The organism is Lactobacillus sp. N54.MGS-719, assembly GCF_000980505.1.
Taxonomy (GTDB): domain Bacteria; phylum Bacillota; class Bacilli; order Lactobacillales; family Lactobacillaceae; genus Lactobacillus; species Lactobacillus amylovorus.
Genome location: NZ_LARO01000001.1, coordinates 1 through 19,309 on the forward strand (window position 1 = coordinate 1; position 19,309 = coordinate 19,309).

General features: G+C 38.6%; 25 protein-coding genes, 1 tRNA gene and 1 other annotated feature. Of the genes, 23 read left to right on the forward strand and 3 right to left on the reverse strand.

Annotation, left to right across the window (positions count from 1 at the left end; genetic code table 11):
• Window positions 1-1,179, forward strand: a 1,179-nt coding sequence (locus WS44_RS00005; RefSeq protein WP_046432336.1) for an ABC transporter ATP-binding protein, incomplete at its 5' end; no start/stop codon positions are given.
• A 98-nt stretch (window positions 1,180-1,277) separates the two neighbouring features.
• Here WS44_RS00005 and WS44_RS00010 read toward each other — a convergent pair.
• Window positions 1,278-1,354: transfer RNA gene (locus tag WS44_RS00010), tRNA-Arg, on the reverse strand.
• Window positions 1,355-1,523: 169 nt separating this feature from the next.
• On the opposite strand from WS44_RS00010, the gene WS44_RS00015 reads away from it, so the two are divergent.
• The 6 genes from WS44_RS00015 (at window position 1,524) to WS44_RS00040 (ending at window position 5,593) form a co-directional block, all read left to right on the forward strand.
• Complete coding sequence (locus WS44_RS00015) at window positions 1,524-2,420, forward strand: alpha/beta hydrolase (protein WP_013642186.1); 897 nt, start codon at window positions 1,524-1,526, stop codon at window positions 2,418-2,420.
• Window position 2,421: 1 nt separating this feature from the next.
• Window positions 2,422-2,778 carry an arsenate reductase family protein gene (locus tag WS44_RS00020; protein WP_013642185.1) on the forward strand — a complete coding sequence of 119 codons (357 nt, stop codon included), beginning with the start codon at window positions 2,422-2,424 and terminating at the stop codon, window positions 2,776-2,778.
• Between the two features lie 173 nt (window positions 2,779-2,951).
• A complete protein-coding gene (locus WS44_RS00025; RefSeq protein WP_046432343.1) occupies window positions 2,952-4,181 on the forward strand; it encodes a GH25 family lysozyme in 1,230 nt (409 codons plus the stop codon).
• 169 nt (window positions 4,182-4,350) lie between these two features.
• Window positions 4,351-5,190: an alpha/beta fold hydrolase gene (locus tag WS44_RS00030; RefSeq protein ID WP_013438211.1), complete on the forward strand. Its 840-nt coding sequence runs from the start codon at window positions 4,351-4,353 to the stop codon at window positions 5,188-5,190.
• A gap of 69 nt (window positions 5,191-5,259) precedes the next feature.
• Entirely contained in the window at window positions 5,260-5,364 is a 105-nt protein-coding gene (locus tag WS44_RS00035) for an aminoglycoside phosphotransferase (protein WP_136860132.1), read from the forward strand.
• A 49-nt stretch (window positions 5,365-5,413) separates the two neighbouring features.
• On the forward strand, window positions 5,414-5,593 hold the full coding sequence (locus WS44_RS00040) for a 2-hydroxymuconate tautomerase (RefSeq protein ID WP_003547962.1): 180 nt from the start codon (window positions 5,414-5,416) through the stop codon (window positions 5,591-5,593).
• A 55-nt stretch (window positions 5,594-5,648) separates the two neighbouring features.
• Here the strand turns inward: WS44_RS00040 and WS44_RS00045 are convergent, their stop codons facing one another.
• Window positions 5,649-6,674 carry a branched-chain amino acid aminotransferase gene (locus tag WS44_RS00045; RefSeq protein ID WP_013438209.1) on the reverse strand — a complete coding sequence of 342 codons (1,026 nt, stop codon included), beginning with the start codon at window positions 6,672-6,674 and terminating at the stop codon, window positions 5,649-5,651.
• Between the two features lie 152 nt (window positions 6,675-6,826).
• Between WS44_RS00045 and WS44_RS00050 the strand changes: the two genes are divergently transcribed.
• From WS44_RS00050 to WS44_RS00115, 14 genes are all read left to right on the forward strand, one after another.
• Window positions 6,827-8,203, forward strand: a complete 1,377-nt coding sequence (locus WS44_RS00050) for a DUF2325 domain-containing protein (RefSeq protein ID WP_013642182.1) — start codon at window positions 6,827-6,829, stop codon at window positions 8,201-8,203.
• A 68-nt stretch (window positions 8,204-8,271) separates the two neighbouring features.
• Window positions 8,272-8,352 (forward strand) — a sequence feature (ribosomal protein L21 leader region).
• A gap of 14 nt (window positions 8,353-8,366) precedes the next feature.
• The gene (rplU, locus tag WS44_RS00055; protein ID WP_013642181.1) at window positions 8,367-8,678 is read left to right on the forward strand and encodes a 50S ribosomal protein L21; all 312 of its coding nucleotides are present in this window, start codon (window positions 8,367-8,369) and stop codon (window positions 8,676-8,678) included.
• A gap of 20 nt (window positions 8,679-8,698) precedes the next feature.
• A complete protein-coding gene (gene rpmA / locus WS44_RS00060; protein WP_013438206.1) occupies window positions 8,699-8,989 on the forward strand; it encodes a 50S ribosomal protein L27 in 291 nt (96 codons plus the stop codon).
• A gap of 126 nt (window positions 8,990-9,115) precedes the next feature.
• Entirely contained in the window at window positions 9,116-10,225 is a 1,110-nt protein-coding gene (locus WS44_RS00065) for a Xaa-Pro peptidase family protein (RefSeq protein ID WP_013438205.1), read from the forward strand.
• Between the two features lie 80 nt (window positions 10,226-10,305).
• Window positions 10,306-10,875, forward strand: a complete 570-nt coding sequence (gene efp, locus WS44_RS00070) for an elongation factor P (RefSeq protein ID WP_013438204.1) — start codon at window positions 10,306-10,308, stop codon at window positions 10,873-10,875.
• 16 nt (window positions 10,876-10,891) lie between these two features.
• Complete coding sequence (locus WS44_RS00075) at window positions 10,892-11,326, forward strand: Asp23/Gls24 family envelope stress response protein (RefSeq protein ID WP_013438203.1); 435 nt, start codon at window positions 10,892-10,894, stop codon at window positions 11,324-11,326.
• Window positions 11,326-11,718 carry a transcription antitermination factor NusB gene (gene nusB, locus WS44_RS00080; protein ID WP_013438202.1) on the forward strand — a complete coding sequence of 131 codons (393 nt, stop codon included), beginning with the start codon at window positions 11,326-11,328 and terminating at the stop codon, window positions 11,716-11,718. Before WS44_RS00075 ends, nusB begins: the two co-directional genes overlap by 1 nt.
• A gap of 56 nt (window positions 11,719-11,774) precedes the next feature.
• Window positions 11,775-12,626 carry a bifunctional methylenetetrahydrofolate dehydrogenase/methenyltetrahydrofolate cyclohydrolase gene (locus tag WS44_RS00085; protein WP_046432357.1) on the forward strand — a complete coding sequence of 284 codons (852 nt, stop codon included), beginning with the start codon at window positions 11,775-11,777 and terminating at the stop codon, window positions 12,624-12,626.
• On the forward strand, window positions 12,613-13,971 hold the full coding sequence (gene xseA / locus WS44_RS00090) for an exodeoxyribonuclease VII large subunit (protein WP_046432359.1): 1,359 nt from the start codon (window positions 12,613-12,615) through the stop codon (window positions 13,969-13,971). Before WS44_RS00085 ends, xseA begins: the two co-directional genes overlap by 14 nt.
• Complete coding sequence (locus WS44_RS00095) at window positions 13,961-14,203, forward strand: exodeoxyribonuclease VII small subunit (protein ID WP_007125351.1); 243 nt, start codon at window positions 13,961-13,963, stop codon at window positions 14,201-14,203. The genes xseA and WS44_RS00095 overlap by 11 nt, the downstream gene beginning before the upstream one ends.
• Before the next feature lie 2 nt (window positions 14,204-14,205).
• Window positions 14,206-15,075: a polyprenyl synthetase family protein gene (locus WS44_RS00100; RefSeq protein ID WP_013642177.1), complete on the forward strand. Its 870-nt coding sequence runs from the start codon at window positions 14,206-14,208 to the stop codon at window positions 15,073-15,075.
• Window positions 15,076-15,888, forward strand: coding sequence for a TlyA family RNA methyltransferase (locus tag WS44_RS00105; protein WP_013438198.1), 813 nt, complete (start codon window positions 15,076-15,078; stop codon window positions 15,886-15,888).
• A gap of 10 nt (window positions 15,889-15,898) precedes the next feature.
• On the forward strand, window positions 15,899-17,581 hold the full coding sequence (gene recN, locus WS44_RS00110; protein ID WP_014565970.1) for a DNA repair protein RecN: 1,683 nt from the start codon (window positions 15,899-15,901) through the stop codon (window positions 17,579-17,581).
• On the forward strand, window positions 17,574-18,014 hold the full coding sequence (locus WS44_RS00115) for an ASCH domain-containing protein (protein ID WP_013438197.1): 441 nt from the start codon (window positions 17,574-17,576) through the stop codon (window positions 18,012-18,014). The genes recN and WS44_RS00115 overlap by 8 nt, the downstream gene beginning before the upstream one ends.
• On the opposite strand, the gene WS44_RS00120 is transcribed toward WS44_RS00115, so the two are convergent.
• Window positions 18,015-18,299 carry a hypothetical protein gene (locus tag WS44_RS00120; protein ID WP_013438196.1) on the reverse strand — a complete coding sequence of 95 codons (285 nt, stop codon included), beginning with the start codon at window positions 18,297-18,299 and terminating at the stop codon, window positions 18,015-18,017.
• Between the two features lie 165 nt (window positions 18,300-18,464).
• On the opposite strand from WS44_RS00120, the gene gmk reads away from it, so the two are divergent.
• Entirely contained in the window at window positions 18,465-19,079 is a 615-nt protein-coding gene (gmk, locus tag WS44_RS00125) for a guanylate kinase (RefSeq protein ID WP_013438195.1), read from the forward strand.
• Window positions 19,080-19,081: 2 nt separating this feature from the next.
• Window positions 19,082-19,306 carry a DNA-directed RNA polymerase subunit omega gene (gene rpoZ / locus WS44_RS00130; protein WP_003547927.1) on the forward strand — a complete coding sequence of 75 codons (225 nt, stop codon included), beginning with the start codon at window positions 19,082-19,084 and terminating at the stop codon, window positions 19,304-19,306.
• Window positions 19,307-19,309: the final 3 nt, after the last annotated feature.

Below are 19,309 nucleotides of genomic sequence, written 5' to 3' on the forward strand. Positions count from 1 at the left end.
GTATTTAGCGTAGCCCTTACACTGTTTACATTTCAATGGAGCTTACTTCTTGCGTGTTTAATTTTTGCGGCAGTGCAGATTTATTTGCCTAAACTGATGGATAAGCAATTACAGAAGGTTACCAGTCTAGTATCTGATGCAAATAAAAAGTATCTGAAGACATTGGGTGATTGGCTCATTGGTCTTTCAGAACTGCGCAGATATTTAGCAGGACAAAAGTTGTTCGACGTGATTGCTAAGAGTTCAGGTAAATTGGAAAATGCTAACGTTGAAAAACAAAAGGTAGATCAAAAACTGGACTATTTAAATCAATTAGCTTATTCAGTTGGGGATGCATTGATTTTCCTGTTAACTGGATTTTTGGTGGTTAATAATTGGGCTGCTTTTGGTTTAATTGCAAGTATTGGTAACTTTAGTTCAGCGATGTTTGCTTCGCTTCAAGGAATAGCTGATTATGGCGGTCGAATGAAGGCAACTAAGGATTTGCGTAAGCAAATTTTACAGGCCAGGAAAAAGATCATTGATGGAAAATCGGTTGATTTGAAACAGCCAGTGTCGTTTTCAACTAAAGGTTTAGCTATCAAATTTAAGAACGGTGAAGAAGTAGCTTTCCCTGATATTCAAGTTAATGCTGGTGAAAAGGTCTTACTTACTGGTGACTCTGGTTCTGGCAAGAGTACTTTATTTAAGTTGATTTTAGGCGAAGAAAAAGCCACTCGTGGTGAAATTGAATACTTTGATGAGAGTGGGAAAGTAGTTAAGCCAGATTTAGCCGAAATTGGTTATTTGCCACAATTTCCAGTGCTGTTCCCAGCGACGATTGCCGAGAATATTACAATGTTTAATGATAAACTAGAACAATTTGTTTCTGGAGCAATTGACGATGTGCAGCTAGCTAGTGACGTATCGAAGTTTCCAGATGGAATTGAAACAGAAATTGATTTGAATAAATTAAACGTTTCAGGTGGTCAAAGGCAAAAAATAGTTTTAGCTCGTAGTAAGGTTCATGATAGTAAGCTAATCTTGATTGATGAAGGAACAAGTGCAATTGACCAAGCTGCAACAATGAGAATTTTGAAACGATTAGTTAAAACCGATGCCACGATTGTGTTTATCGCACATAATTTTAATGATGAGATGCAGAAGATCTTTGATCATGAAATCTGTTTAACTAGATAAAAAATGCCGACAATCAAAGCGTAAAGCAAAGATTATCGGCATTTTTCTTTGGCCTATTTTTTGCAACAAAAAAGCAACGCACACAAGCGTTGCTACTTTGGTGATCCGGGTGAGATTCGAACCCACGACCCACAGTTTAGAAGACTGTTGCTCTATCCAGCTGAGCTACCAGACCATCTGTATGTTTGTATGTCCTCAACAGAACATAAACTATTATAGGGAATACCCATTTAAAATGCAAGGGATATTTTAAAAAAATTATTTTTTTATTTTAAATCCGGGTTTTTATTTTAAAGCAAGTATAATTAAAGTGTGATCAATAAATAATAGAAAAGAGAAGCATTATGGAACTTTCACAGAGACTTAAAAAGTTTGTCACAGAGTATCGTGCGAGATGCAAAAAGAGCGACGACGAACGTGACAAAGATTTGCCACATGATATTCCCGAGGTTGAACGGATCGATGACTTATCATACGGCTCAGACAAATGGCATACCTTAGATGTTTATCTGCCTAAAAAGACTGATGAGCCATTTCCTGTCATCATCAATATCCACGGTGGTGGTTGGGTTTACGGCACCAAAGAAACTTACCAATATTACGGCATGAATCTGGCTAAGCATGGTTTTGCCTTCATTAACCCTAACTACCGCCTTGCCCCAGAAAACGCCGAATTTCCTGATGAGTTGGACGATGTCGACCGTTACATGCACTGGGTCGATGACCATGCAGAAGAATATCGTTTAGATAGAAACAATGTCTTCATCGTTGGCGACAGTGCCGGTGGTCAAATGGCTGAACAATATGTAACGATTTTGACTAATCCAGACTATGCCAAATTGTTCCCATACAAGCCGCTTAACTTAAAGTTTAGAGCAGTTGGACTTAACTGTGCTGCTTCATTTGTTTTAACTCCCGAAAGTCTTGATGGTCTTGAGAGTCTTTACTTCATTCCTAAAGCAGTTGATAAGTATCACGAACAACTTGACGTTGAAAAGTATATTAACTCTAATTTCTTGCCAACATTCTTAATTACTTCAAATAATGATTTCTTGCATGATATGCAGTTTACTTTATTTGGCTTCTTATTAGGTCGCGGCGTGCATGCAATTTGTAAATCATATGGCGATAAAGATCATCCTCGTGGCCATGTCTTTTTCGTAAATCAAAAGGATGAATTAGCCGATATTGCTAACGATGAAGAACTTGAATTCTTTAGAGAACACATGAAGAAGGATTAATATGATTAAATTTTATGGTTATAAACGTTGTTCTACTTCAAAGAAAGCGCAAAAGTGGTTAGACGATCATGGCGTAAAGTATGAGTTCCAAGATTTAGTTGAACAGCCACCTAAAAAAGAAGACTTGATTAAGTGGATGACTAAGTATCAAGATCGCGGTTTAAGATACTTTTTCAATACATCTGGTCAACATTACCGCCAGCAGAAATTAAAGGACAAAATTCCTGATATGACGATTGAAGAAGCTGCCGAGATGATGTCCAAAGATGGCAAACTGATTAAGCGTCCGCTTGTTGTCGGCGATGATCATTTAACTTGTGGTTTTAGAGAAAATATTTATGAAGAAACTTGGCTGTAAAGCTTTTGGCCTTGTATGATACAAAATTATGACAAAGATTAAGCTAACCTTACATCTAGAGCGAATCTATTGACTAAAATCTCAAACGAGCTTATCCTAAATTTGATTTCGTATTACTAGGAAGATCAACAAGTGTGAATTTGAATTTTTTCACATAGTGGAGGACGAGAAGATTGACTACAACCAAAAAATTAATTATTAAATTGGCATGTGCAACCGTATTAGAAACTGCGGGAGTGGCAGTAACTCAAATTAATCGACCACAAATTACTGTTCAAGCATCAGCTACATCTGTTGCAGCACGTTCACTTGGTGTGGACGTTGCCAGTTACCAAAATGCTGACTTATCAAGTCATGCTCAAGCAGGTGCACAATTTGCTATCGTTAAGGTAAGTGAAGGTACTTCATACCGTAACCCTAAGGCTTCAAGCCAAATTTCTACAGCTATTTCTAACAATATGATGCCAATGGCATACCACTTTGCTACTTTTAGTTCTAACTCAAGTGCTGCTGTAGCAGAAGCAAACTATGCTGTTAAGGCAGCGCAAGCATTTGGTTTACCAAAGGGTTCATATATTGCTTGTGACTATGAAACTGGCCAAGGCAACAACATTTATGGTGGTAAGACGCCAACTGCTAACGCAATCATTGCATTCATGGACACAATCAAGGCAGCTGGTTACCAACCACTTCTTTACGCAAGTTCATCAGTTTTGCAAAACAACATTGATACCAGCAGCGTAATTGCTGAGTACCCTAACTCATTATGGGTAGCTTCATATGCTATTTCAGGTAGAATTGATAATCCTAACTTTAATTACTTCCCATCAATGGACGGTGTATCAATTTGGCAATTTACTGATAACTGGCGCGGACTAAGCGTTGATGGTAACGTTGCTGTTCTTCCATTATCAATTAACGGTAATGTAACTTCTAACAACGGTGCTGTTTCACAAGCTCCTTCAAGCAGTAATTCAAATACTACTAATAACTCAAATTCTTCATCTACTGACAATAAGACTGATTCAACTCCAACTGAACCAGCAACTTCTGCTTACGTAATGAAGAAGGCCTACATTTACAACAAGAAGGGTGAACGTCAAAGTGGCTACTACGCAGCTTACTACGGCATTCAATACTACGGCTCAACTGTAACTTTGGATAATGGCAAGACTGCTCTTAAGGTTGGCAATGACCGTTATGTAATGGCAAGCAACGTTTTAGGTAACTCACGTGTTATGAGACGCAATGCTTATATCTACAACCACGCAGGAAGACGTGCAAACTGGAGAGTTTTGAGAAAAGGTACTCCAGTTAAGACTTACGGTTCACGCTTTAACATTAACGGTAAGTACTACTACCGTATTGGTAAGGGCTTATACGTTAAGTCAGCTAATTTCTAAAAAAAGATAAATATCTATTTAGCGCGAGTGAATATGCGCGCGCTTTTTTTGTATAATAAAAGTACCTAAGCAACGCTTAGGTATTTTTTTAATTAAGGTGAAATAAATTTTGAAAAAATTAGCAACATTAGTTTTGCTTAGCTTGGCATTCGCGTTGACGGGATGCACGATGAATAAAAATAATACTAATTCAGATTCATCAGTAAAAACAGTTAAGCGAAATAAAACAAGGGAGAGCTTGCCCCAAAAGAAATATCAAGTATTGGAGCAAGATTGGAATATCAATCAAGATGGCGTCAATATTTATGGTCGATTGTACTTGCCCCAAAATTTACCAGGTAAGAAAAAGGCGGTCATTTTATCGCACGGCTTAGCTGGCAACTACCGTGATGTAACTAAATATGCACAATATTTGGCAGGTCAGGGTTATGTCGCTTATGCTTTTGATTATCCTGGTGGTGCCAAAAATGGCTGCAGCACAGGCGTTGGTCAATTGAATATGTCGATTTTTACGGAGGAGCAAAATCTAAAGACAGTTTTAAATGCAGTTAGAAATAGAAGCGATGTTGATCGCTATCAGGTATCGCTGTTAGGTGAAAGCCAGGGCGGGGCCGTTTCCGCGATGCTTGCTTCTAAATATCCAAAAGAAGTTAAGTCATTAATTTTGCTTTACCCTGCATTTTCAATTACTGATTATGCGCAGGTTGCCTTTAAATCAATTAATCGCGTGCCTGATACGTTGAATCTGTTTGGTTTTACAGTGGGTAAGAATTACTTTGCTAAACTGTTTAATTATGACTTGTTAAAATCCGCCACTAAATACAATGGTCCTGTACTGATCATGCATGGTACAGACGATATCATTGTGCCTGAAACATATTCAGAGAAGGCTAATAAGAAGTTTAAGCATTCGAAATTATATATTTTCAAGCATGCTGGTCATGACTTTAAGGGTAAATATGTGACGCGTGCTAACCGCTTGATTACCGATTTTTTGAAGAAAAATTGAGGATAGATATGAAAAAGGAGGTTCTTAGTTTACTGGCTTTTTTTGGGAGCCTGGACGCTTAATTTTAATTTGAAAACTGATAAGTATCGTAATCGCTTATTTGATGCATATGTTCGAGATAAAGTAGATGAATCAAAGCTCGAAATTCTAGCTGCAGCCGAAGTTTTTGGTTAATTTTCTGCTATAATTGAAGCAAATTCATAAAGATAGGGAGTTGAATATTATGCCATTTGTACATATTGAATTAATTAAAGGGCGTTCAGACGAACAAATCACTAATTTGATGAAGGACGTTACCGAAGCAGTTCACAAGAATACTGGTGCTCCTAAGGAACACATCCACGTAATCATCAATGAATTAGGTAAGCATTCATACGGCCAAGGCGGCGAATGGAGAGCCTAAACAAAAAATGATCTTCTATTTTGGTAGAAGATCATTTTTCTTTGCTTATTTTTGTTTAACTTAATTTAACAGTCCAACCATATTTGTCTTCAAGATCGCCAAATTGAATGCCAGTTAAAGTATCATACAGTTTTTGGGTGATCGGACCAGCTTCAGTTTCACTACCAAAGACGTACTTTTTACCTTGATAAGTGAGTGAGCCGACTGGTGAAATTACAGCAGCTGTCCCCATTGCGCCAGCTTCTGCGAAGCGATCGACGTCCTCGATTGGAATCTTAGTTTCGACTGGATCAAGATCTAAGTCTTTAGCAATCTTTAAGATAGAGCGTTTGGTAATTGAAGGTAAAATTGAGTCTGATTTTGGTGTTTGGAATTGGCCATCTTTAGTAATGCCATAGAAGTTCGCACCGCCGAATTCATCGATATATTTGTGATCTTTTGGATCAAGGTAAAGGGCATCGGCAAAACCATTCTTTTTGGCAATCAATGATGGCATCAAGCTGCTGGCGTAGTTGCCGGCAGTTTTTGCTTGTCCAGTACCAAATGGTGCAGCACGATCGTAGTCGCTGACCTCATATGGCATTGGTTTCAAACCTTTAATATAGGCGCCAACGGGAGTGGCATAAATTCTGAATTGATAAGTTTCAGAGGGTGAAACGCCGACAATTGGCTGAGTTCCCATCATAAATGGACGAAGGTAGAGCGTACCACCTGAGCCGTAAGGAGGGACGAAATCTTGGTTGGCTAAAACGACTTCTTTAACTGCTTTAATGAATTCATCTTCTGGATAAGGCTCCATCAAAAGACGCTTAGCAGAATTTGCCATTCTTTTGGCATTTTGGTCAGGTCTAAATAAGTTAATGCCGCCATCTTTTCTGCGGTAGGCCTTTAAACCTTCAAAGATTTCCTGACCGTAGTGGAGTTCTTCAGCTGCTTCATTAAAAGTGATAGTAGAGTCTTGCGTCAAATGACCGCCTTGCCATTTACCATCTTTAAATTCATCTACCCAGCGATAGGGTAAGTCATGATATTTGAAGCCAAGCTTGTTCCAATCCAAGTCTTCTGGACGAGTTTTAGTCATAAAAATGCCTCCTCATATTTTTAAAGTGCTTTTTCGTTAAATTATAGTTAGATTAAGCTTAAAATACAACTGATAACTTTATATTTTAGTTTTAATTATTAAAAGTAAGCATATAATAGATAGGATGTAAATTTGGGAAAAGTGGTGAAACTATGTACGATTATCGAAATAATATCAAAATTATTTTAAATAAAACTGACGCAGATGATAAAAGCTTAGCCAATAGTTTAAACGCAATTAAGGCAATTCTTGCTATGGCAGAAGGTGGCACAGCTGGAAAAGCGGCACTTAAAAAGGAAGCTCCTAAGCCTAAGAAGATGGCTAACACACAATCAATCGCACAAAGAAACGCAGATTTAAAGCAATTTAAGCAATTATTGATGGGCTTGACTGAATTAATTGAAACACCTGGTGATGAGGCTGCTAAGAAGAAGTCACTTGAAGCCTTGCACAAGATTACTTTTGTTCCTGGCGTGGGCAAACGTTATGGTAATGTACTCGGCAAACTTGACCAGGCCATTCAGAAGTCTAAGACTACAACAGAAGCAGTTAACAAGAAAATCTTTGAAGACGCCTTAAAGCCTAAGGAAGAACCTAAGCGTGACTATCGTAAGGGAAGACGTTACACAGTTATTCGGACTCTTTCGGGATGCAATTTGATTAATGATAATGGTCAAATTGTTTTTAGAATCAAGGAATCACAAATACACTCCTTGAACTTAAAGAGTGGCGATATTGTCGAAGCCTTAGAAGATAAGGACAATCCAAACTATGAAGCAGAAGTGCTGCGTGTGGTTGGTTATCGCAAATTGCGCGCACGTGATTACGATCCAATTGAAGAGTTCCGTTATGCGGTAGTTCAAGGAAAGACTGGCCAGTTAGCAATTACGCGCAATATTAAGGGTGAAAAACTGCGCATTCGTGGCAAAGAAGTAACTATTCCGGTTGACTCTAGTTATTATCAAGGCGAAAATATTCACCTCGAAGATGGTTCGATTGTAGATCTTGCCTGGTACACAGGGGATGTGAGAATTAAGAAGAATCCAAGTGATGCCGTTCAAATTCGCTGGATTTATCAAGTAGATCCGCCAAAGAAGTCTGATTTATCTTATAAGAAGAAAGACAAATCCAAGAAGGATAACGCGGAAGAATTAACCAAGCTGGACATGAATCTGCACTATCAAAGAGTCGGCATTGCGATTGGTAACAACCAAAATGAAGGTATTCTCGAAGGCATCGTTACTAGATACAATGGTATTCCTATTCCAATTGATGCTTTTGAAGGCAAAAAGAAGATCATGGAGCGGCAAATCAAGGATCTTGATATCGTGATCCTGATGACCGCATATGCCGCTCACGATGCAACTTGGAACATCCAAGAATTTGCCTCAAAATATGGCGTGAAATTTGCTGTTTCTTCATCTAAAGGATATCGTTCTTTTGAACGTGCACTTTATCGGGCTGAAAATGGCTTGCCAGCTTATGAAGGAACACAATCCATTGAATATAAAGAAGCAGAGACTAAGTAATTTATAGTAAATTATTGCTATCCGCTGAAAACCGTTGTATTATATAAGAGTTGTATTTGTGGGGACCTCCACATCTGCAACCGCACGGCTTGGGGTTAGAAGTCTTCTTGAGTAAGAAGCACCTCAGTTCGGCGAGTCTAAGTATTTTTTCGGAGGTGTACAAATGTACGCAATTATTAAGACCGGTGGTAAGCAATACAAAGTTGCAGAAGGCGACAGCGTATTTGTAGAAAAGCTTGATGCTGAAGAAGGCAGCGAAGTAACTTTTGACGAAGTTATCCTTGTAGCTAATGGTGACGACGTTAAGGTTGGTACTCCATTAGTAGATGGTGCTAAGGTAACTGCTAAAGTTGAAAAGCAAGGTAAGGAAAAGAAAGTTGTAACTTTCAAGTACAAGCCTAAGAAGCACTCACACAGCAAGTATGGTCACCGTCAACCTTACACTAAGGTTACAGTTGAAAAGATTGAAGCTTAATTTTCAGAGGTGAAATGATTATGAATATTTTAGGTATGAAATTATTTGCCCACCACAAGGGTGGCGGTTCTACTGCCAACGGTCGTAACTCAGCTGGTCGTCGTTTAGGCGCTAAGGCTGGTGACGGTCAATCAATCCACGCAGGTTCAATTATTTACCGTCAACGTGGTACTAAGATTCACCCAGGCAAGAACGTAGGTCAAGGTGGAGACGACACTTTATTTGCACTTGTTAACGGCGTTGTTAAGTTTGAACGTCTTGGCAAGTTCAAGAAGCAAGTTTCTGTATACCCAGCTGAAGAAGCTAAGTAATTCAGAAGATAATTAAGGAGACGAATGGTTAAGACCATTCGTCTTTTTTGTAACCTTTTTCAAGTATTAGAGTTGAAATTCTAGTATAATAGATTCAAATTATACTATGCAAAGAAGGTTCTGATTATGGAAGAAAAGCAACAATTATTATCATTGATTAATAACCGAATTAATCATGTTACAGACTTGATTAAAGAGCACGATGCCGATGCAATGATCATCTTTAATCAAGCTAATTATCGTTATCTCACCAATTTTACCGGTGAAGAAGCTCAACTTATTTTAACTGCCGCAGGTGAACGTACTCTTTTGTCAGATTCACGCTTTGCAGGACAAATTAAGGCCCAAGCTCCAGGTGAAATGGATGTTGTTATGAAACACTCCAGTGATTACGAAGAACTTACTAAGGCCCTTAAAAAGCTTAATGTGAAGAAAGTTTTAGTTGAAGGCGAATTTGTTTCAGCTGCTGAATTTGCTAAGTTAAAGGAACTTAATCCTGACATCGATTTTGAAATGGTCGAGGAATTGGTTGAACGTGTCCGCAATGTTAAGGATGAATTAGAAATTGCCGCATTGCGTAAAGCAATCGATATTTCAATGGAAAGCTTTAAGGCAATTTTGCCAATGATCAAACCAGGCGTAAAAGAACGTGCAGTTGGTGCTAAACTTGATTATTTATTCAAAGTTAATGGCGGAGATGGTCCTGACTTTGATACAATTATAGCTTCTGGTGTTCGCTCAGCTTGGGCCCACGGTGTGGCCAGCGATAAAGAGATTGAAGAAGGTGACATGATTGTCATCGACTTCGGTAGTTTTTACCATGGCTATGCTGCTGATATTACGCGTACCGTTTCCTTAGGTGAAGTAGATCCTGAAATGCACAAAATTTACGATATTGTGCATGAAGCACAACGTCGCGGAATAGAAGCTGCCGTTGTCGGTAATACCGGTCATGACGTTGATAAGGCAGCACGTGATTACATCACCGAACAAGGTTATGGCGAATACTTTGGCCACGGTATTGGTCACGGAATTGGTCTAGAAATTCATGAACTTTGTCAGCCAGCTTTGCCATTTAGAACCACTAAATTAGTTAACAACATGGTCCACACTGTTGAACCAGGTATTTACTTGCCTGACAAGGGTGGGGTTAGAATCGAAGATGATATTTTGGTTCATGATCAAACTCCAGAAACGCTTTCAACTTTGCCTAAAGATGAACTAATTTCTTTATAGTTGTAATTTTAATAGGTCGAAGTTATAGCCAAAACCGTTTAAGATTGGTAAGATATTATTGTAGAAATGAGGGACTTAATATGACAATGATTTCAGTAAATGAATTCAAGAATGGCCTTACTATTCAATATAACAATGATTTATGGCGCATTGTTGAATTCCAACATGTAAAACCAGGTAAAGGTAGTGCCTTTGTTCGTTCAAAGCTTAAGAGCTTGAGAACTGGTGCTGTACAAGAATATACTTTCCGTTCAACTGCTAAGGTTGAAACTGCAGATATTCAAACTAAGTCAATGCAATACTTGTACAACGATGGTTCAAGCTACGTATTCATGGATACTTCAACTTATGACCAATTGGCAATTCCAAATGAACAAATTGGCGATGAATCCAAGTACTTGCTTGAAAACATGGTTGTTAGCGTAATTATGCACGATGGTGAAACTTTAGGTATTCAATTACCTAACACTGTTGATTTGAAGGTTGCTAAGACTGAACCTAACATCAAGGGTGATACTTCATCAGGTGGTGGTAAGCCAGCTACTATGGAAACTGGTTTGGTAGTTAACGTACCATTCTTCATTAACGAAGGCGATGTTTTAACTATTAACACTTCTGACGGTACTTACGTATCACGTGCTAATAAGTAGTTTTTGAGGTAGCGAAATGGCAGATAGTTCAAAAATTCTCTTAAGTGGCGAAGAAAACAGCGAACAAATTAAAATTGATCCAAGTGTTTTAGAAGTTATTTTGGGTATTGCTGCTGAAAAAGTTGATGGCGTTGCAGGTATGCGCGGAAGTCTAAGATCAGGTCTTAACTGGGTTCTTGGCCGTGAAGATCATGGTAAAGGCGTTAATGTTAAGGTTGACGAAGACAACAAGTTAGTTGCTGATGTTTACGTATATCTTGAAAGTGGCGTAAATGTTCCTAAAGTTGGTGTGGCAATTCAAAAGCAACTTAAGGCACAATTATTGCAAATGACTGACCTTGAACTAAAGTCAATTAATGTACACGTTGTAGGTTTAGTTTTCCCAGAAGATGAAAAAGATCCTGAGGAAACTACCTCAGAGCTGTTTCCGGAGGATGAAGTAGAGAAATAATGAACCAACACGAAAGTCGCAAAGTTGCTATGCAAGCCATTTATTTGGCTAATCAAGAGCCAGATTTAAATGCTGAAGAAGTTGAAGCTAAAGTCGTTACAGCGCTTAATTTAAAACAGCTTTCTGCCTATTCGAAGAAGTTGATCGAAGGTGTGCTTGAAAATCGTGCAGATTTACAATCTGCTTTGTCAGAGCACCTAAAAAAAGGCTGGCGTCTAGAGCGTGTAAGTCAAATTGTCGTTGCTATTATGGAAGTTGCTCTTTTTGAAATCAAAAATAGCGATGAAATTGATCCTAAAGCAGCAGTAAATGAAGCTTTGAATTTATGTGACGAATTTGCTGAGCCAAAAGAAAAGCCATTTATTAATGGTATGTTAGCAAACTTTGTTTAATGGATGAATAGCCGGCAGTTTTGCCGGCTATTTTTTTAACAGTAAGGAGAAAGTTAATGGGAAAAATTCTCGATGGTAAAGCTTTAGCAAATTTATTAGGGGAAAATCTTAAAAAAAAGGTTAAGAATTTAAAAGCTGAAGGAATAACGCCACATTTTTGCGTAATAAATATTGGTGATGATCCTGCTAGCAAAATTTATGTTCGCACCAAAAAGCGCAGAGCTGAAAAGATGGGCATTATTCAAGATATTTATCAAATGCCAGCTGATACTAAACAACAAGAAGCTTTAGACTTAATTGATAAGCTAAATGCGAATCCTAATATAAATGGGGTAATGGTCCAGTTGCCAGCTCCTGAACAAATTGATGCAGATGAGTTGCTGGAAAGAATCGATCCCAACAAAGACGTTGATGGCTTAACTCCTGCTAACATTGGTCGTCTATGGATGGAAGATCACTTTATTGAGCCAGCTACTGCAGAAGGAATTATTGCGCTTTTAAAACATTATGAAATTCCACTTAAGGGTAAGGAAGTTGTTGTCATTGGTAGAAGCAATATTGTAGGTAAGCCCCTCGCTGCATTAATGCTTGAACAAAATGCGACAGTAACGATTGCTCACTCAGAAACCACTAACTTAGCCGAACTTACTAAGAGAGCCGATATCATTGTTTCGGCCACCGGTGAAGCGTTATTGGTTAAGGCTGACATGGTAAAAGATGGCGCCGTTGTTGTTGATGTAGGTATCAATCATCTTAATGGCAAATTAGTCGGCGACGTTGACTTTGATGCGGTTAAAGAAAAAGCCAGCTATATTACTCCTGTCCCTGGTGGTGTAGGTCCTCTTACTGTACAATTCTTAATGGAAGCAGTAGTTAAATTAACTAGGAGACAAAATGGCCGAAAATAAATATTTAACGGTTACAGATTTAAATTATTATATTACGCAGAAATTTAAAAACGACCCATACTTACATAAGGTCTTTCTGCAAGGTGAATTATCCAACTTTAGATATCGCCGTAATTCACACCAGTATTTTTCATTAAAGGATGAAAAATCAAAGATTAATGTGGTAATGTTTCGTTCATACTTCGACAAGGTTAAATTTAAACCGGAAGAAGGGATGAAGGTTTACGTTACTGGTTATGTCAGCGTGTATGGCCCTCAAGGTTCATATCAGTTTTACGCTGAAAACATGGAACCAGCTGGACTTGGTGCACTTTATGAGCAATTAAAGCAATTGCAGGCCAAGCTTGCTAAAGAAGGCTTGTTTAATCAAGATCATAAAAGAAGACTGCCACGCTTTCCTGACCGAATCGCAGTTGTAACCAGTGCTTCAGGTGCGGTTATTCACGATATCATGGTCACTGCTAACCGCCGTTTTCCTCATGCCGAAATCGACCTTTATCCCGCTCAAGTACAAGGTGATACTGCGGCAGATTCCTTAGTACGTGCGATGCATCAAATAGCTGAGCAAGGTGATAAGTATGACGTCATGATCATTGGCCGTGGTGGTGGTTCGCTTGAAGACTTGTGGCCCTTTAACGAAGAAGAAGTGGTCCGTCAGATTTATGCAATGCCAATGCCGGTTATTTCTTCAGTTGGTCACGAAACCGATACCACTTTGTGTGACCTGGTAGCCGATGCCAGAGCTGCTACGCCAACTGCCGCCGCTGAGTATGCTACGCCAAATTTGGTTGATGAATTAGCCGGTATTCAGCAGCTGCGCAGTCGCTTATTCTCAAGCATGCAAGCAATTATTCGTGAAAAACGCGATCGCTTGAATCGAGTAAAGAACTCGGTTATTATGCGTGAACCAACGCGTTTATATGACCAGCAAATTGAGACGGTTGATCGCTTAAAGGATAGTTTGCATAACAGTATGCAAAATATGGTTGATCATTCAAAGCAGAGTTATCTTTTGTTAAAACAAAGATTATTTAGTGCAAGTCCAGATAAGCAGATGCAACAGATGCAGCAACAAGAGCGCTTTTTGGCCAAACGTTTGGCTGATAATATGCAGCACTACTTAAAAGACAAGCGCAACAGCTTTAGCAAGACCGTTCAGCAATTAGATGACTACAGTCCGCTTAAAACCTTAGAGCGTGGTTTTGTTTATACTACTGATGCTAATGGCAAGACAGTTAGTTCAGTAAAACAAGTTAAAAAGCTGGAAAGCTTGAACCTGCATTTCAAAGACGGTCAAGTTGAAGCAACAGTTACAAAAATAGAGGAAGAAAATAATGCCAACTAAGAAGAATAATTTTGAAGAACAATTAAACAATTTGGAACAAATCGTAACCAATCTTGAAAATGGTAATGTTCCATTGGAAGATGCATTGAAGCAATTCCAAGAAGGCGTAAAAATTAGTCGTGACTTGGATAAGAAGTTAACTAGTGCCGAAGAAACTGTAGCTAAGTTGATTGATAGCGACGGCACTGAACACAAATTGGATCCTAACAACGCATCAGCACCAGAGGAATAAAAATGACAGCATTTACTTACTTTAAAGATGATTGGACACCCGTTATTGATGATTATTTAGCTAAGCACTTAGCTGATGAAGTTGATAGCAAAAAGATTAGTCAAACTATGTCATATTCAGTAATGGCTGGTGGCAAGCGCCTTAGACCACTTCTTTTCTTAGCTACACTAAATGCCTTAGGAAAGAAGATCGAAGAACCAGAAATTAGAATCGCCTGCGGAATTGAATTAATTCATACTTATTCACTGATTCATGATGATTTACCTGCAATGGATAATGATGATTATCGTCGCGGCAAATTGACCAGTCATAAAAAGTGGGGCGAAGCTGAAGCAATTTTAGCTGGGGATGCCTTGTTGCCACTCGGAATTCAATGGATTGCCCAAGGCAGTAATTCTGCGGAATTGGTAAAAATTATTACGCAAGCAGTGGGTCCTAACGGTATGGTTGGCGGTCAATATTTGGATATTGATTCTACCAATAATGAAAGTGTTGCTGGGGATGCTGATTTTATCAATAAGATGGAATGGCTAAAAACCGGTTGCTTAATCCAAGCTAGTGTTGAAATGGCCGCTGTTTATGCTAAGGCTACAGATATTGAACAAGTTAAGTTAATTGACTATGCTAAGGCCTTTGGTCGCTCTTATCAAATTTATGATGATCTGGTTGATGTTGTTGAAACTAGCGAAGAAGCTGGTAAAGCAACGCATAAGGACCAAGAAGAAGGCAAGAACAATACCTTGACTCTTCTTGGCATTGACAAGAGTCGTAAAGAATTAAGGGATTTGATTAAGCAAGCCAAAGATGATTTGCACGGCCTGAATGGTGAAATCTTGGCAGGATTTTTGGATCTATATCAAAAGGTGTTATAAATGACAAAGCAAAGAGCGGATATTTTATTAGCAGAACAAGGAATTTTTCACTCTCGTTCTGCAGCACAAAGAGCAATTATGGCGGGACTGGTTTCTGATCATAATCATCAAAGAATTGATAAAAGCGGAACTAAATTTCCAGAAGGCGAAAAGTTTTACGTTAAAGATGATGGAAAAAAGTATGTTTCGCGTGGCGGTTTTAAATTAGAAAAAGCCTTAAAAGTTTTTGATATTGATTTAAAGGATAAGATCTGTCTGGATATTGGTGCTTCAACTGGTGGTTTTACCGATGTAGCATTGCAAAATGGTGCCAAGATGGTTTATGCATTAGATGTTGGTTATAATCAGCTCGCTTGGCAACTCCGCGATGATCCAAGAGTTGTGGTAATGGAAAAGCAAAATTTCCGTTACTCTAAGCCAGAAGATTTTGATCAAGGTTTGCCTGACTTTGCGATGACCGATGTTTCATTTATTTCACTTGATTTGATCATGCCGCCAATGTGTGCCATTTTGAAGGATAAATGCGATGCTGTTTGTTTGATTAAGCCTCAGTTTGAAGCTGGTCCTGAAAATGTGGGTAAGCATGGTATTGTGCATGATCATGAAGTTCATAAGCAAGTCATTGAACATACTATGCAAAAAGCTTTGGACATCGGCTTCAACGTTTTAGGCGTTGATTATTCACCTATTAAGGGTGGTAAAGGCAATATCGAATTTTTGATTCATTTGCAAAAAGATGAAGCAGATGGTGGTCATAACCTATGGCAAGGTACCCCAGAGGAAGTAGTCGAGCGCGCTGTAAACGGGCTTTAGGAGTGATGAGATGCTAGTCGAACTGGATATTAAAAACTTTGCGATTATTAAAAGTCTGAAGGTTCGCTTTCAAGAAAAGATGACGGTCATTATTGGTGAAACCGGTGCTGGTAAATCGATTATTATTGATGCTGTTTCATTGTTAATGGGTGGCCGCGGTCAAAAAGAAATGATCAGATCGGGTGAAAATAAGGCTGTCATTACAGGACTGTTTGAGCTTGATGACCAGAAAGAAAAAATTGCTCAACTATGCGATCAATATGGTTTGCCTCATGATGATGATCAGTTGGTAATTAGCCGTGAACTGGCGGTTAAAGGCAGAAACGTAGTACGAATTAATGGACAGCTCACGACGATTAACGTTTTGCGTGATTTAGGCCATTATTTAGTTGATATTCATGGCCAGCACGATCAGCAAATTCTAATGGATCAGGATCGTCAGATTGATTTGGTTGATAATTATGCACCAGCTTCTTTTAAGGATGATTTGGCAGATTATCAAGCTGATTTTGAAAAATGGCAAAAGCTAACCCGTCAACTGCGTCATTTGCGTCAGGATGCACAGGAATTGGCACAAAAGCAAGATATTTTGCAATTTCAAAATAATGAATTGGAATCCGCTGACTTAGAGGATCCTGAAGAAGATGAAAAGCTCGAAGAAGAGTATAACGAGCTGAATAATTATCAAAAGATCGCAGATACGGCTAACTACTTTATGCAGCTTTACGATGATGATGAGCATGGAATAGCCACATTGTTGGGGGATGCACAGAATGCGGCTACTGACTTAACGGAGTTTGGTTCCAAGTTTAAGGACTTTGCCAAAACTGTTGATGACGGTGTTTATGCTTTAAATGATGCTCGCAGTGAATTGTCCAACTTGATGGACCAGATGGATTTTGACGAAGAACGTTTCCAATATGTCACTAATCGACTTGATACTTTGAATTCTTTGAAAAAAAAGTACGGTCCAACATTGAAAGACGTGTTTGATTTCTACAGCAAGGTACAAAAAGAACTCAGCCAGTTTGAAACTGGTGGCCTTGATGAAGAGAAGATTCAAGCTGAAGTTGCAGAAGTAGAAAAACGTTTAACGCAAAAAGCACGCAAGCTGCATTTAACTCGTGAAAAAGTAGCGCATTCACTAGAAGAGCAAATTAAGCAAGAGCTTGCTGACTTATATATGGAAAAAGCTCGCTTCTCAATCAATTTTGATGAAACTAAAACCTTTACTAAAAAGGGTACAGATGAAATTGTATTTCTCATTGCTCCAAACCCTGGTGAAGATTTGATGCCATTAGTAAAAATTGTTTCTGGTGGTGAACAATCAAGATTGATTTTAGCTTTGAAGGCTATCTTTAGCCGCGTTGAACCGGTAGGAACAATGATTTTTGACGAAATTGATACTGGTGTTTCCGGTCGTGTTTCTGCTGCGATTGGTAAAAAGATGCATTCTATTGGTCACAACAAGCAGGTAATTGCAATTACGCACTCACCTCAAGTAGCTGCTGCAGGTGATCAACGTTATCTTGTGGCTAAGCAAGTAAAAGATGGTTCAACCTTCACTCAGATTGGCCCATTAAGCAAGGAAGAAACAATTACTGCCATTGCACAAATGATGGCCGGACAAGACGTGACAGATGCAGCTAAGAAGAATGCCGCTGATTTGATTAAGAGCATAAAAGATGAATAGTATTAGCAAATTTTGGAATGAATTTTGTCAAAAAAATAAAATAGCGCCGAATGCATTAGAAGGAGCTTATGCATTTGGTGCTAATAGTCACGATGCAGATGTTTTGAGTGATTTGATTAATAGAGGAATCAAGACAGCAACAACAAGCATCTATATATCAGCAGATGATTTGCCAGTTGTTGGCATGTATTCGATTGTCTTAGATGGTAATAATCAACCAGTATGCGTCATAAAAAATGAGACCGTGGAGATCATGCCATTTAAAAACGTGTCTGAAAAACACGCTTACTTAGAAGGTGAAGGCGACCGCAGCTATGAATCTTGGAGAAAAGTTCATGAGGCTTTTTTCACCTGGGAATGCAAGGAAGAATTAGGTAAAAAATTTACCGAGGATACTGAGGTGGTCTGCGAGACCTTTACTAAAGTGGGCTAATTATAGGTCGACACGAAAAATATCATCGATATCAACGATGCGTAATATTTTTCGATCGATGTCGCGTAAAACGAAACGTCCAATTGAAATTCTTTTGGGAATTTGGCCAATCTCGTAGCTACCATCCTGAAAGGTAATTAAAATATAATTCTTGTGCAAAATAGCATAAGACAGACGTGCTAAAATTATGCCATTAAATTGGCTATAAATACAAAGCTTATCAGTATTGTATTCGAACAAATGGTGATAAGCTTTTTTTAGTTTTTTGGTTAAAAAATTAGTCATATTGATCATCCTTTACTGAACCGATGTTCGATAAAATAATTATACGAACTTCGGTTCTACAAAACAAGTGTTTGGCACATACAAAATAATAAAAAGTGAAAACTTGAAAATCTCGCGATTTTAGTGCAAACTAGATATATTAATAGTTACTAAGAGGAGTTCAGCATGGCAGATAAAGGTTTATTACTTGTACTTTCCGGTCCCTCAGGTGTTGGTAAAGGGACTGTAAAAAGTGCTATTGTGGAGAACAAGGTCTTTCCATTTGAATATTCAGTCTCAATGACTACTAGAAAACCTCGTCCAGGTGAAGTTGACGGCAAGGATTACTTCTTTGTCAGCGAGGAACGTTTTCAAGAAGCTATTAAAAATGGGGAGCTATTAGAATATAATGAATACGTTGGACATCATTATGGAACGCCCCTCGCTCCAGTGAAGAAGATGCTTCATGAAGGCAAGGATGTTTTACTTGAAATTGATGTCAATGGGGCACAAAAAGTGCGTGAAAAGATGCCAGATGGCGTATTCATCTTTTTAACCCCACCTGATTTACATACTTTGCATTTGCGATTAGAACATCGTGGTACAGAACCAGAAGAAGTAATTCGTGGTCGTATCAAGCAAGCCAGAAATGAAATTCTAGAAATGGAAGACTATGATTATGCAGTAGTTAATGATACAGTAGCTAATGCAGTAGATCATATTAAAGCAATTGTTGATGCAGAACATGTCAGTGTTAAACGTGTAATTGATGACTACCGCAAGATGGTCAAGGAGGATTAATTATGAGAATTACTTACCCATCAATTGATAAATTATTGTCACGTGTTGACTCACGTTACTCATTATCTGTTCTTGCTGCTAAGAGAGCACATGAACTTGAAGCTGGCGATCCCCCAACACTTGAACACTTTAAGTGTGATAAGGCCGTTGGTAAGGCACTTGAAGAAATCGCTGCTGGAAAAGTTACAGTTGACCCAGCACATGCCGAGGTTAACCTCGAAGATTAATTG